Below are 12,851 nucleotides of genomic sequence, written 5' to 3' on the forward strand. Positions count from 1 at the left end.
GAAACGTGCCTGGTGAGTCCCAAGCAAAATCAGGGGCTTGATAAAGCATAAGCTCTATTTACGCCAGCTAATTGAGCCCCTGAGCCGCTGATGCGCGTCATCGCTGACCGGCACGACGAGAACGCGCGCCGGATCGACCGGCCCCGGGAAGGCCAGCGCGTTAAGGGCGACCCTTTCGAAGCCGATCTGGCAGTAATAGGGCGGATCGCCAACAAGGATGATCGCCTCCGAACCCTTGCGTTTTGCGGCTTCCACCGCAATCCGCACCAGCTCGCGCCCGATGCCCCGGCTCTTGTGCGACGGGCGCACCGCGAGCGGCCCGAGCAAATGCCCCTTCACCCCACCGGCCGTCACCGGCGTCATCCGCACGGAAGCGATGGTCTCGCCATCGTCGGCACAGATGAAAGAGAGCGACAGATCATGCGGTCCCTGCTCGCGGATACGCGCTGCCGCACGGGTGTGCCGGCCGGGACCAAATGCTTCTTCGTTGATGAGTTCGATTGCGGCGTCGTGAGACGCATCCTCAGTGAGGTAGACCAGATCGTGCTTGTGCATGATGAGACAGAAACCGGATAGACAGAAAGCTGGGGTTCTCGAACACGCCCTCAGGCGTTCGGGAGCTTCAGCGTCGTCGCAGGCTTCTGATTGCGTGCATCAAATCGGGTTCCGCAGAAAAATCGTGAAAAGGCCGATAGCAGGAAAAAAATCCGCCGTCCAACGCAAAATGCAGGCCGCGCAAAATGGCCTGTGACGCACTGTTCAATCTTTGCCCGCTGCAAAGACCGGCGGTCTGCGATATCTTTGCCTCAACGAGACCAATTCGAAGGAAACACACAATGGGCATGCTGGTGGAAGGCGTCTGGCATGACGTCTGGTACGATACGAAGGAAACCAAGGGCCATTTCAAACGGGTCGCCTCGCAGTTCCGCAACTGGGTGACTGCCGATGGCGCGGCCGGCCCTTCCGGCACCGGCGGGTTCAAGGCCGAGCGCGACCGCTACCATCTCTACGTCTCGCTCGCCTGTCCCTGGGCACACCGCACGCTGATCTTCCGCAAGCTGAAGAAGCTGGAAGACATCATCTCCGTCTCCGTCGTCGATCCGCTGATGGTGGAAAACGGCTGGGAATTCCAGATCAGCGAAGGCGCCACCGGCGACCATCTGTTCGGCGCCAAGGCGCTCTGGGAAATCTATGTGAAGGCCGATCCGCACTATTCGGGCCGCGTCACCGTTCCGGTTCTCTGGGACAAGAAGACAGGCACGATCGTCAACAACGAGTCGGCCGAAATCATCCGCATGTTCAACAGCGCCTTCGACGGCATTACAGGCTCGACGCTCGACCTTTATCCCGCCAATCTCGCCGCCGGGATCGATGAGCTGAACGCGCTGATCTACGACACCGTTAACAACGGCGTCTATAAGGCCGGTTTCGCGACCACGCAGGAAGCCTATGGCCAGAGCGTCGTCAAGCTGTTCGAAACACTGGATGTGCTGGAAGCCCGGCTTGCAAAGGGCCGCTACCTGTTCGGCGATACCCTGACGGAGGCAGACTGGCGGCTGTTTACCACGCTTGTGCGTTTCGACCCCGTCTATGTCGGCCATTTCAAGTGCAATATCCGCCGCATCGACGACTACCCGAGCCTGTCAGCCTATCTCCGTGACCTCTACCAGACGCCTGGCGTCAAGGAGACCGTGAACATGCGCCATATCAAGGAGCACTATTACCGGAGCCACAAGACAATCAACCCGACCGGCATCGTCCCTGTCGGCCCGAAGCTCGATCTCGACCGGCCGCATGGCCGCGCCAAGCTTGCGGCCGCCTGACCCCTACCAATATTGAGCGGCCGGCTCTGCGCCGCTCAATTCCCTGAGGCGGCGCTTGGTCGCCTCGGTGGTTCCCTCCGGCAGCGCATCGAGCGCGAAGAAACCGCTCTCGACGATTTCCATATCGGGCTGGCGTGGCGCAGTCTGCTCGACATCGGCACGGTAGAAGACGACATGGTCGCGCCGGCTGGCCGACATGTTGAGATAGACCTGAAACAGCTGCGGCTCGCCGATGATCCGAAGGTTCCCCTCTTCCCGCAATTCCTTGACCAGCGCCTCATGCGACGTCTCGCGCCGCTCGATGCCGCCGCCCGGCATATGCCAGCCCGGCACATAGCTGTGGCGGACCAGGAAGACGCGGCCTGACGGATCGAAACACGCGGCCCTGACACCCATCGTCATTCCCCGCGTCACGGCGAAATAGACGTGGACGACCCTCATCAGGATCTTCGACTGCCAGGACCTGATCTCGTTGCTCGCCATCGTTCCGTTTTCACTATTTCGTTCAAGCAGATGTGTTTGAATTGTAAATATCCTGGTCTATGTGTCGTAGCATGTTCAAGCTCGCGCATATCTCAGACATTCACCTCGGCCCACTTCCCCGTCTTTCATTCCGCGAGCTCTTCTCGAAGCGCATCACCGGCTTTGTGAACTGGCACCGTAACCGGCGCAAGCATCTTTTCGGCGGAACGCTGGATCTGCTGCTGGAGGATATCCGCGCCCACAATGCCGACCATCTGGCGGTCACCGGCGATCTCGTCAATCTGGCGAGCGGGCTGGAAATCCGCTCCGCCGCCGGCTGGCTGCGCGATCTTGGCGATCCCGAGGAGACGTCGATCGTCCCCGGCAATCACGACGCCTATGTGCCGGGTGCCTACGAGAAGTCGATGCGCGCCTGGTACGATTACGTGCGCGGCGACCTGGCGCCTGCCGAATGGCAAGAAGACAAGCACATCTTTCCCTATCTCAGGGTCCGCGGCAAAGTCGCGATCATCGGCTGCTCGACGGCTGTCGCCACGCCCCCCTTTGCCGCCAGCGGCTTCTTCGGCCAGCGCCAGGCCCGAGAGGCGGTCAACATGCTGCGCGCGGCAGGCGAAGCCGGACTCTTCCGCGTGGTGATGATCCACCATCCGCCAATCCGCGGCGCGACTTCGTTCCACAAGCGGATGATCGGTATCCGCCGCTTCGCTGCTGTCGTCACCAGCGGCGGCGCCGAGCTCGTGCTGCACGGCCACACCCATCTCAATACGCTCTACTGGCTGAAGGGACAGACAGGCCCGGTCCCCGTCGTCGGCATCGCCTCCGCCTCTCAGGGCCCCGGCGGCATGAAGCCGCGCGCCGCCTATAATCTCTTCTCGATCGATGGCTCGCCCGGCGCCTGGGAGCTGAAGGGCGAACGCTTCAGCCTCAACGATCAGGGCGATGGCGTTTCGCCCGAAAGCGTCGATATTTTCAAGCTTTAGCAGCAAAAGCGGAATCAGTTTAGCCGCAGCTTGAATCACTTTGCGAGGATTTTTCCCGCGCGGTAATCCTGCCCTTGGTATTTCCAGATCGAGGCGTACAATCGCACCATCGACGCCGATCAGGGAGCCTCTCATGCGCATCGCCGCCAACCGTATCTGCCGCCTCACCCTCGCCTTCGGCCTTGCCGCGGGGCTTGCCGCACCGGCCTTCGCAGTCGGGGATGAGAACGACGAGACGAGCCCGCCGCCGAAGACCGAGACGACGACCAAATGCGCCGATGGCAAGGTCTGGGACAAGGAAAAGAAGGAATGCGTCGATGCCAAGAAGCAGAGCTTCAACGACGACGACCTTTACAAGTTCGCGCGTGAATTCGCCTATGCCGGCCAGTATGAGAATGCCATCAGCATTCTGAACCTCGCCAAGAACCAGAGCGATCCGCGCATCCTCAACTATCTCGGCTATGCCAACCGCAAGGCAGGCCGCTTCGAACTCGGCATGTCCTACTATCGCAAGGCGCTGCAGGCCGATGAGAATTATATCCTCGCCCGGTCATACATGGGCCAGGCTTTGGTGGAACAAGGAGACGTTCAGGGCGCCAAGGTTCAGCTCGTCGAAATCCGCGATCGCGGCGGCGAAAACACCTGGGCCTACCGCGCGCTGCTGCAAAGCCTGAACGGTTACAGGACCTATTGAAACACGAGCGTGTGATGAGCGGCGGAAAACCTTTGGGAAATCGCCGCTTAGCCTCTCTTCTTGTTGCGAAGCACGTCAAACTTGTTTCATAAAGGTCACATTCGCGATATAAAATCGTTTACCCGCACCGGCGCTTCGCGCCGGACATGTTCATGAAATGAGACTATGCGTCAGCCCGTAACGACCATCGACATCCGACGCGACCTAGTCGGCTTGCTGCCGCGGTTGCGCCGTTTTGCGATGACGCTGACGGGTGATGTCGCGGCAGCCGATGAACTGGTGCAGAGCGTCTGTCAGCGCGCCGTCGCCAAGAGCCAGCAGCGGAACGGCGAAGGACGGCTGGAAAGCTGGGTCTATACGCTGGCGCGGCATCTCTGGAATGACGAAGGCCGCAAGCGCCGCCCCCGCCCTGCCGCGCCGAAAGGCAACGTCACCGACATCCGCGAGGCCGCCCGCGAGCGCACTACAGTTACCGATACCGATCTCGTCCACCGGATGCTTGCCGAAATGCCCGAGAATCTCGCCAGCATCTTCCTGCTGACCGTGGTCGAAGGCCACAGCTACGAGCAGACGGCCGAGATCATGGGCATTCCGGCAATCGGCGTTTCGGCGCAGCTTGCCGCCGCGAGACTGCATTTCGCCAGCCTCGCCGACGACTTTCACCACAGGTACTGAACTTTGCCGGATTTCAAGAAACTGCCGCTCGATGCACAGCTGACCGCCCTTCTCGACGGCGAAACGACGCCGGAGCAGAAGCATGAGCTGGAAGAGCGCATCGCCAGCGACGAAGGCGCACGCAGGCTCTATGACAAGCTGAGGCACGGCGCCGATTTTGGCCGCCGCAGGCTTGAGGATGTGCTGAAGGAGCCCGTTCCTCTGGCGCTGGTGCGTTCGATCAAGAGCGTGCAGCCGCCAAAGGCGCCTGTCGCGCCGCGGGCCACGCGTCCATCGCTAAAGCTGTCGCCTTCCGGGCCGAAGGCGCTCGCCGCCGCACTCATTCTCTTCGCTGCCGGCTGCGGCGTCGGCTATCTCGTCGGCATCGGTCCGGGCGATCCGACGCCGGGCGACGACCAGCATGTCACCGACGACAGCCCGCGCACCAAGGATTGGCTGAACGACGTGGCCGGCTATCAACGGATGATCATCCGCCAACCCCGCCATCTGGTGGAAGTACCTGCCTCGCAGGCAGAGGAAATCTCAAGCTGGCTGACCTCGACCGTCGGCGTCGCCTTCCGTGTGCCTGACCTGACCGGCGAGGGCTGGACGTTCCAGGGTGCCCGTGTCGTGCTTGGCGATGGCCGCCCGGCCGGGCAACTGGTCTATTCAAGCGCCGACGGCGACCTGATCTCGATCTATTTCCGCAAGGATAGCCAGCCTGCCGATACCGAGGACTTCAAGGAAACCATCAAGGACGAAGTCGGCCTGGTGACCTGGCACAATGCCGGTACGTCCTACGCCCTCGTCGGCCCGTCCGCCGAAGCCTCGCTCAGCCAGATCGCCATGGAAGTCGCGGCAGAGATTTAAGCTCCCCAGCAAGACGGAATCAAAAAGGTGCAGCGGATCGCTCCGCTGCACCTTTCATTGTCGATATCTCAGTTCTTGCCGGCCTTGACGTCGAGCACGCGGTTGGCGGCCGAGACGATCGCTTCCAGCGAGGCGCCGACGATATTGGTGCTGATGCCGGCGCCGAACAGCTTTCCACCTGGATAGGCGGTCTCGACGTAGGAGATCGCCGAGGCGTTCGAGCCGTGCTGCAGCGAGTGCTCGGAGTAATCCTGCACCGACATTTCGACGCCGAGATAGTCCGAGAGCGCGTTGATAAAGCCGTCGATCGGGCCGTTGCCGCGGCCTTCGATCTTCTTGGTCACGCCGTTGTCGGTGATCTCGGCGGCAACCACGCGCACGCCCTTGCGTTCGGGGTCGGCGAAGGTGTGGTGATCGACGAACTTGATGCGGCCCTTCGGCTGCGTCACGTAGCGGTCGATGAAGTGCTCGTAGATCCGCTTCGATGGCACTTCCTTGCCTTCTTCATCGGTGATCCGCTGGATTTCCTCGCGGTATTCGACCTGCAGGTTGCGCGGCAGGTTGAGCCCGTAATCCTGCTGCAGGATATAGGCGATGCCGCCCTTGCCCGACTGCGAGTTGATGCGGATGATCGCCTCGTAGGAACGGCCGACATCCTGCGGGTCGATCGGCAGATACGGCACTTCCCAGACCGGATGGTTGGCGACCTTGATTGCCTTCATGCCCTTGTTGATCGCATCCTGATGCGAGCCGGAGAAGGCGGTATAGACCAGTTCGCCGACATAGGGGTGGCGCTCCGGAATGACCATCTCGTTGGAATATTCATAGACGGCCTTGATCCGCTCGATATCGGAGCAATCCAGTTCCGGATCGATCCCCTGCGTGTACATGTTGAGCGCCAGCGTCACGACGTCGACGTTGCCGGTGCGCTCGCCATTGCCGAACAGCGTGCCTTCGACACGATCGGCACCCGCCATCAGGCCGAGTTCGGTCGCGGCGATGCCGGTGCCGCGGTCGTTATGCGGATGCAGCGAAATGATGATGTTTTCGCGGTTGTCGATCTGCCGGCACATCCACTCGATCTGGTCGGCATAGATGTTCGGCGTCGCCATCTCGACGGTCGATGGCAGGTTGATGATCAGCTTGTTGTCGGCGGTCGGCTTCACTTCGGCGATAACCGCGTTGCAGATTTCCAGCGCCACTTCCAGCTCGGTGCCGGTAAAGCTCTCCGGCGAATACTGGAAGCGGTAGCCGCCACCGGCCTTTTCCGCCATGTCGGTGATCATCTTCGCCGCATCGACGGCGATCTGCTTGATGCCGTTGACATCCTTGGCGAACACCACGCGGCGCTGCAGCTCGGAGGTCGAATTGTAGAAATGGATGATCGGCTTGTGGGCACCCTGCAGCGATTCGAAGGTGCGGGTAATCAGTTCCGGGCGGCACTGCACCAAGACCTGCAGGGAAACGTCGTCAGGCACACCACCCTCTTCGACGCACCAGCGGGCAAAATCGAAGTCGGTCTGCGAAGCCGAGGGGAAACCGATCTCGATTTCCTTGAAACCCATGTCGAGCAACAGCTGGAACATCCGGGCCTTGCGGTCGTGGCCCATCGGGTTGACCAGCGACTGGTTGCCGTCGCGCAGATCCACGGAGCACCAGATCGGCGCCTTGGTGATTGTCTTCGACGGCCAGGTGCGGTCAGGAATGTTGATCGTCGGATAGGCGCGGTATTTCAGCCCTGCTTCGGGCATGCCGGCCTTCGGGGAGGTGCTGGTTTGGGAGGAATTGCTGTTGGCGTCCATTGTCGTCGTCTCTTCTCGCTTCACGCATAAGCCGGCGCCCGTTCGGGGATGAGCCGTCTTCGATGCGGACCTGTAGGGGTCTTGTGTGGCCTGGTCTTGAACGTTCGTGAGAGGAGCTCTTATGCCGGCAGGCTTTTCGGCCGCCGGGCGCTCCTCAACGGACCCGGCAACCGCGCGTAAGGCCGAGGAGAAGAAGCGAGGTCAGGGCATGCGCGTTGTCGCGCAGGGCGATACGCCCGCGTGCAATCGTGCCAGAAATCTTTGCGCCTGTGGTCTTCATGCTCGGGCTTATAGCCGTGCGCTAAAAAACTGGCAACCCCCCACCTATGCTTTTGCCTTTTTCACCAGATGCTGCAGCGTCAGCATCAATCCGCCCGCCAGCAATCCCCAGAAAGCACCGGAGATCCCTGCGAAGGAAACGCCAGACGCGGTGACCAGAAACGTGATCGCTGCGGCCTCGCGCGATTCGGGCGCCTGGAACGCCGCCATGGCGGAGCTCGAGAAGGCGCCGACCAGCGCAAGACCGGCGACCGCCTGGATCAGCACCGGCGGCGCCAGCGCCACCGCAGTCGTCACGGCACCGGCAAGCGGCCCGAGGATCAGGTAGCAGATGCCACAGACCAGCACTGCCCAGTAGCGGCGGGCCGGATCCGGATGCGCATCGGGACCGGCACACATCGCGGCGGTGATCGCAGCCAGATTGACCGCATGGCCACCGAAGGGCGCAGCCAGCAGCGAAAAGACGCCGGAGATCGCAAACAGCGGCCCTGGCTTCGGCTCGTAACCGTTGACCTTCATGACCGCGATGCCGGGAATGTTCTGCGAGGCCATGGTGACGATGAACAGCGGCAGCGCGATCGAGATGAAGGCCGGCAGATTGAAGACCGGGGCGACAAACTCGACGGTTGGCAGCAGCGCCCGCCCGACAGCCGCCCCTGCCCCGTCGGGAACATCGACGCCGAAGACCACGACCAATCCGAAGGCCGCTAGCGCTGCCGGAACCGCCCAGAGCCGCTTGAAGGCGCCGACCACCATCCAGGTGAGAACGATCGGCAATCCGAGCAGCGGATTGAACGCCACGGCCTTGACCGGCGCGAAGCAGAGCCCGATCAGCACGCCCGCCAGCATGGCGTTTGCAAGCGGCGCCGGAATGGCGGCCACCGCCCGTCCGAGCGGCTTGAACAGCCCCGCGACGACGATGAGAAGCGCGCAGACGATGAAGGCCCCGACGGCCGCATTGAAACCGCCCTCGACGATCCCGGTGCTGGCAAGCAGCGCCGCCCCCGGCGTCGACCAGGCCATGCTGACCGGCAGCCGTGTGGTGAAACTCAGCACGATAGCGCAGATCCCGAGCCCCAGCGACAGTGCCATCAAGCCCGACGCCGCCTGCGCCTCGGTGGCGCCGACCGCCTGCAGCCCGTGCAGCACGACAGCAAAGGAACTGGCAAAGCCCGCGAAAGCCGCGAGAACGCCCATGAACAGGCTTTGAACAGAGAAGTCTTTGAGCATGGCGGGACTCGGCGTGATGGGGCGAATACCGCATGGAGCATGGAGCTTGGGCCGCATGCAAGTGCACGCGGCCCTGCAAATGGTCGTCAGCCGCTATCTGGTCGCGAATGGTGGAATCGGCTTGTCCTTGTTCGCGTTGAACCGCGCGATAAGGGCGGCCTGGGCTTCGTGATCGACCGGCCGCTCGATCTGCTGCGACGAGCCATCGGCGAAGCTGACGGCAAATGTTCTGTAGAATCCGTTGATGGTCACGCTGTCGTCAGGATGACCGTCGAAAGATATGATGGTCTTTCCGTCCTTGTGCTCGACACGCATCTTGTCGGAACTCAGTCCCTCTCCGAACTCGATGCGGCCGTCACGCAACGTCCAGATATTGTACTGCCCGTCACCAGCCGCAAAACGGACTGTACCGTCGGTCCCGATGCCGATCGTGTCATTTCCCTTCCCGCCGATGACGACGCTGCCGGAATGGACGACGATCGTATCATCGCCTGTTCCACCATCGACATAGTTGTCAGACCAGGCATCGATCACGTCATTGCCCGCCCCGCCTTCGATATGCGTTTCGGACCACGCCTTGATATCATCATTGCCATCGCCGCCATTGACGTCGCTGTTGCTCCACGCTTCGATCGTGTCATCCCCCGCGCCACCGGACACGCGGCTATCGGCCCACGCCTTGATGGCGTCATTACCTGCGCCGGCGTCGATCTCGCTGCCGCTCCAGGCATCGATCTCGTCATTACCTTCGCCGCCGTAGATGACGCTGTCGGACCAGGCGCCGATCGTATCGTTACCGGCGCCGCCATCGACGAAGCTCTTTTCTCCTACGGTCACCGTGTCGTCCCCTGCCCCGGCATCGACAACGCTGTTGGCTGCCGCCGAAATCGAGTCATCCGTCGCCCCGCCGATCAGGATACGGATTGCCGTCGCCTGCCAGCGATCCGCCGCATTGCGAAGGTCTGCCGACGTTATCTGCGTTTCGTCCGCAGCTTTGCCACGCGGCGAACCTTCCGCGGCAGAGTGCATCTTGTCGAAGTCCGGCGGCTGCGGAGCCCTGTCCGGCGTGCGCCACAGAAGCGAGAAACCTGTCGTCACCCCACTCGTACTCGTCATGGAATCTTCCCCCGAAAATTCATCTGCCGGCAACCGGCGCTAAACCTCACGCTGAAATACATACACGGGCAATACGGCAATCCTGCCGCGCCAAACATGCCTCAAACTTGCGCTTAGGTTGAACAATCACAGATAGAACCTGCCGCGGCAGTGAGCCGGATCATTGCTGGCAGCTCGGAGATTGCGGCCGCCAAGCACGTCAGGTCGAACCCGAAACTGGCAAATGCTTGCTATGCGAGCAAAAAAGCCTAATTTAGTTGCGGTGGAGAACCAAAAATCCAGGTGAATGAATGTCGGACGATCCCGATGACCTCAGCAGAGCAGCGGTTGGCCTTTCTTCAGCGGCAATTCTCGCATCGCTCATCAAAACACTGAACGAAAAGAATCTTCTTTCGGACGACGAGGAAAACGCCGTCTATGACGCGGCGATCGCGCTGCTTGGCGACAATGCGGGCGAAGATGAAGATGGCGTCTTCGAACTGGCGCAGGAGATCATCGAAGAGCGCTGGAAGCCGGCGCCGGGCTGACCGGCAGGCGGAAAGAAAAACGGGGCGCGAACGCCCCGGATTGTATCAGATCTCGCTCTGAGAGGTGATGACGCGCGACACCAGGCCGTAATCCTTGGCCTCTTCGGCCGAAAGCCAGTAGTCGCGATCCGTGTCCCTGGCGATCTTGTCGACCGGCTGGCCGGTGGCCACCGAGAAGATCTTGTTCAGGCGCTCGTTCATCTTGATGATTTCACGTGCCTGGATCTCGATGTCCGACGCCATGCCGCGCGTGCCGCCGGAGGGCTGATGCAGCAGGAAGCGGGTGTTCGGCAGGCAGAGACGCTGTTCCTTGGGAACGGCGACGTAGATCAGCGCGCCGGCAGAAGCGACCCAGCCGGTACCGATCATCCAGACCTTCGGCTTGATGAACTTGATCATGTCATGGATCGAATCGCCCGACTCGACGTGGCCGCCAGGCGAGCTCACGTAGATGCGGATGTCTTCGTCGCTGGCTGCGGCAAGCGCCACGAGCTGCGAGCAGACCTTCTGGCCGAGCTCCATGGTGATCGGGCCGTAGATGAAGATCGAACGCGATTTGAAGAGGTTAGCCTCTGCGTCCTTCCCCAAAGACAGTTCCTTGGTCTTGTCCTCTTGTTCTTCGTCGTTCATTCGAACCTCTCTCGGCTTCATTCGGGTTTCCCGGACATAGTGTGACTCAATGCGTAAAACAATGCGGGAAAAAGACAAGCCACGGAACGGGTGAAGATATTCTTATGACAAACCCGCGAACTGCCAGCATTATGCTGCTGTCCCCAGGCGGGAGGAAAAGATGACATCGCTTTTGCTTCATCGGGCCGTCAGAAACAACGCGCTCTGGTGCGACGCCGTCTGCGCGGCGCACGGCCAGCGCGGCGAGTTTACCCGCACACTCTGGCTGCACCGTCAGGGCGCCCCTCCCTTCTATCCCGATGCCATCACGCTGACCGGCGCGGAAAGTGCCGCCGAACAGGAGGAGGCAATCGCCGTCCTCATCCGCTCGCGGCCGGGCGGCTGGGGCATCAAGGACAGCTACTGCGCCCTCGATCTCGCGCCGCAGGGTTTTACCGTGCTGTTCGAGGCCGAATGGATAGGTCTGGACGCCGATGATAATCTCGATGACGACGGCTCTGGCCTGACATGGGAGCGCGTCGAAACCGCCGGGAAACTCGCCGCTTGGGAGAAAGCCTGGGCGGGCGGAGAACCGCAGGCCACGCCCATTTTCGCCGAGCCGCTGCTGCAACGACCCGAGATCGCTTTCCTCGCCGCCTATTCCGGCAAGGAGCTGCAGGGCGGCGCCATTCTCAATCACCAGGCCGAGGTGATCGGCCATTCGAATGTCTTCGCCATCGACGGCAAGGAGCAGCCGATCCGCACCGGGCTCGTCAGAGAAGCCCGGCGGCTTTTTCCCGGCGAACCTATCGTCGGCTATGAGAGCGGCGACGACCTGGAAAATGCCCTGGCGCTCGGCTTTACCGCGCTCGGCCGGCTGCGGATCTGGGCGCGCGACTGAGCTTACCGAAATGTAAGTTGCCAAGGCTTTGAAAAGCCGGAATCCGTTCCTACGTCATTCGTAGGCGTGCTTATCCCGCACGTAACACAGGAGAGAGCCATGTCACCGGAAGAACGCCAATTGCTGACCGGCCTTTTCGACAGGGTACGCACCGCATCCGCAACGCCGCGCGATCGCGACGCCGAGGCGCTGATCGATCAGGGCGTGCGCGAACAGCCCTACACGACCTACTACCTCGCCCAGGCCGTCATCGTGCAGGAAAAAGGCCTGGAGGCCGCCTCGAAGCACATCCAGGAACTCGAGGAGCGCGTCCGTCAGCTGGAAGCCGGCGAGAGCGAACACCGCCAGGCAGAACAAGGCGGCGGCTTCCTGAGCTCGATCTTCGGCAGCGGCCAGACGCAGCAGGCGGCCCAGCCCTCCGGCCCCTGGGGCAATGCCCCGCGCCAGAGCTATCAGGACCGCGGCTACGACGACAATGTACGCCCGATGCAGCCGCGGCAGCAACAGCCATCCGGCCCCTGGAACCCGCAGCCGGACGCTCCTTCGGCAGGTGGCAGCTTCCTGCGCGGGGCGCTCGGCACGGCAGCCGGCGTTGCCGGCGGCATGCTGCTCGCCAATTCGCTGAGCGGTGTCTTCGGCAATCACATGTCGTCGCTCGGCTGGGGTTCGCCCTTCGGCTCAAGCCCGTTCGGCAACACGCCTGCACCCACGGAAGAGACCGTCATCAACAACTACTACGGCGGTGACGACAGCAAGCAGGCGGCCGACAATTCGGCCGGCAACGACGACAACAGCAATATCCAGCAGGCAGACTACGATCCGTCCGACGATGACGATAGCTTCGACGATTCACAGGATAGCGGCGACACATCGGACGTCTGAT

The 12,851-nt window shown here is 61.8% G+C and carries 14 protein-coding genes; 8 read left to right on the plus strand and 6 right to left on the minus strand.

Annotated elements, in window-relative coordinates:
* Window positions 1–54 precede the first annotated feature (54 nt).
* Window positions 55–555, minus strand: a complete 501-nt coding sequence (locus AC1DNK_RS07900) for a GNAT family N-acetyltransferase (RefSeq protein WP_477940338.1) — start codon at window positions 553–555, stop codon at window positions 55–57.
* A gap of 281 nt (window positions 556–836) precedes the next feature.
* Here AC1DNK_RS07900 and AC1DNK_RS07905 point away from each other — a divergent pair, with 281 nt between their 5' ends.
* Window positions 837–1,823 carry a glutathione S-transferase family protein gene (locus AC1DNK_RS07905; RefSeq protein ID WP_477940340.1) on the plus strand — a complete coding sequence of 329 codons (987 nt, stop codon included), beginning with the start codon at window positions 837–839 and terminating at the stop codon, window positions 1,821–1,823.
* Between the two features lie 3 nt (window positions 1,824–1,826).
* Here AC1DNK_RS07905 and AC1DNK_RS07910 read toward each other — a convergent pair whose 3' ends face one another.
* On the minus strand, window positions 1,827–2,306 hold the full coding sequence (locus AC1DNK_RS07910; RefSeq protein ID WP_477940342.1) for an NUDIX domain-containing protein: 480 nt from the start codon (window positions 2,304–2,306) through the stop codon (window positions 1,827–1,829).
* 71 nt (window positions 2,307–2,377) lie between these two features.
* Here AC1DNK_RS07910 and AC1DNK_RS07915 point away from each other — a divergent pair, with 71 nt between their 5' ends.
* From AC1DNK_RS07915 to AC1DNK_RS07930, 4 genes are all read left to right on the plus strand, one after another.
* The gene (locus AC1DNK_RS07915) at window positions 2,378–3,286 is read left to right on the plus strand and encodes a metallophosphoesterase family protein (RefSeq protein ID WP_112515717.1); all 909 of its coding nucleotides are present in this window, start codon (window positions 2,378–2,380) and stop codon (window positions 3,284–3,286) included.
* A gap of 133 nt (window positions 3,287–3,419) precedes the next feature.
* Window positions 3,420–3,980, plus strand: a complete 561-nt coding sequence (locus AC1DNK_RS07920; protein WP_477940343.1) for a tetratricopeptide repeat protein — start codon at window positions 3,420–3,422, stop codon at window positions 3,978–3,980.
* A gap of 165 nt (window positions 3,981–4,145) precedes the next feature.
* Window positions 4,146–4,655, plus strand: a complete 510-nt coding sequence (locus AC1DNK_RS07925) for an RNA polymerase sigma factor (RefSeq protein ID WP_477940344.1) — start codon at window positions 4,146–4,148, stop codon at window positions 4,653–4,655.
* A gap of 3 nt (window positions 4,656–4,658) precedes the next feature.
* Window positions 4,659–5,504: an anti-sigma factor family protein gene (locus AC1DNK_RS07930; RefSeq protein ID WP_477940345.1), complete on the plus strand. Its 846-nt coding sequence runs from the start codon at window positions 4,659–4,661 to the stop codon at window positions 5,502–5,504.
* Window positions 5,505–5,572: 68 nt separating this feature from the next.
* Here AC1DNK_RS07930 and leuA read toward each other — a convergent pair whose 3' ends face one another.
* From leuA to AC1DNK_RS07945, 3 genes are all read right to left on the minus strand, one after another.
* Window positions 5,573–7,306 (minus strand): 2-isopropylmalate synthase, encoded by a 1,734-nt coding sequence (gene leuA / locus AC1DNK_RS07935; protein WP_310294314.1) that lies wholly within the window; start codon window positions 7,304–7,306, stop codon window positions 5,573–5,575.
* Between the two features lie 324 nt (window positions 7,307–7,630).
* Window positions 7,631–8,815: a benzoate/H(+) symporter BenE family transporter gene (locus AC1DNK_RS07940; RefSeq protein WP_477940346.1), complete on the minus strand. Its 1,185-nt coding sequence runs from the start codon at window positions 8,813–8,815 to the stop codon at window positions 7,631–7,633.
* 93 nt (window positions 8,816–8,908) lie between these two features.
* Window positions 8,909–9,931: a calcium-binding protein gene (locus AC1DNK_RS07945; protein ID WP_477940347.1), complete on the minus strand. Its 1,023-nt coding sequence runs from the start codon at window positions 9,929–9,931 to the stop codon at window positions 8,909–8,911.
* 290 nt (window positions 9,932–10,221) lie between these two features.
* On the opposite strand from AC1DNK_RS07945, the gene AC1DNK_RS07950 reads away from it, so the two are divergent.
* On the plus strand, window positions 10,222–10,458 hold the full coding sequence (locus tag AC1DNK_RS07950; protein WP_112386220.1) for a hypothetical protein: 237 nt from the start codon (window positions 10,222–10,224) through the stop codon (window positions 10,456–10,458).
* Window positions 10,459–10,503: 45 nt separating this feature from the next.
* On the opposite strand, the gene AC1DNK_RS07955 is transcribed toward AC1DNK_RS07950, so the two are convergent.
* Complete coding sequence (locus AC1DNK_RS07955) at window positions 10,504–11,088, minus strand: ATP-dependent Clp protease proteolytic subunit (RefSeq protein WP_112386219.1); 585 nt, start codon at window positions 11,086–11,088, stop codon at window positions 10,504–10,506.
* A 160-nt stretch (window positions 11,089–11,248) separates the two neighbouring features.
* On the opposite strand from AC1DNK_RS07955, the gene AC1DNK_RS07960 reads away from it, so the two are divergent.
* Together AC1DNK_RS07960 and AC1DNK_RS07965 are read left to right on the plus strand one after the other, a co-directional pair.
* Complete coding sequence (locus AC1DNK_RS07960) at window positions 11,249–11,968, plus strand: hypothetical protein (protein ID WP_477940349.1); 720 nt, start codon at window positions 11,249–11,251, stop codon at window positions 11,966–11,968.
* A 99-nt stretch (window positions 11,969–12,067) separates the two neighbouring features.
* The gene (locus AC1DNK_RS07965) at window positions 12,068–12,850 is read left to right on the plus strand and encodes a DUF2076 domain-containing protein (protein WP_477940350.1); all 783 of its coding nucleotides are present in this window, start codon (window positions 12,068–12,070) and stop codon (window positions 12,848–12,850) included.
* Window position 12,851: the final 1 nt, after the last annotated feature.

It is taken from the genome of Rhizobium sp. 01N424, from assembly GCF_056399485.1.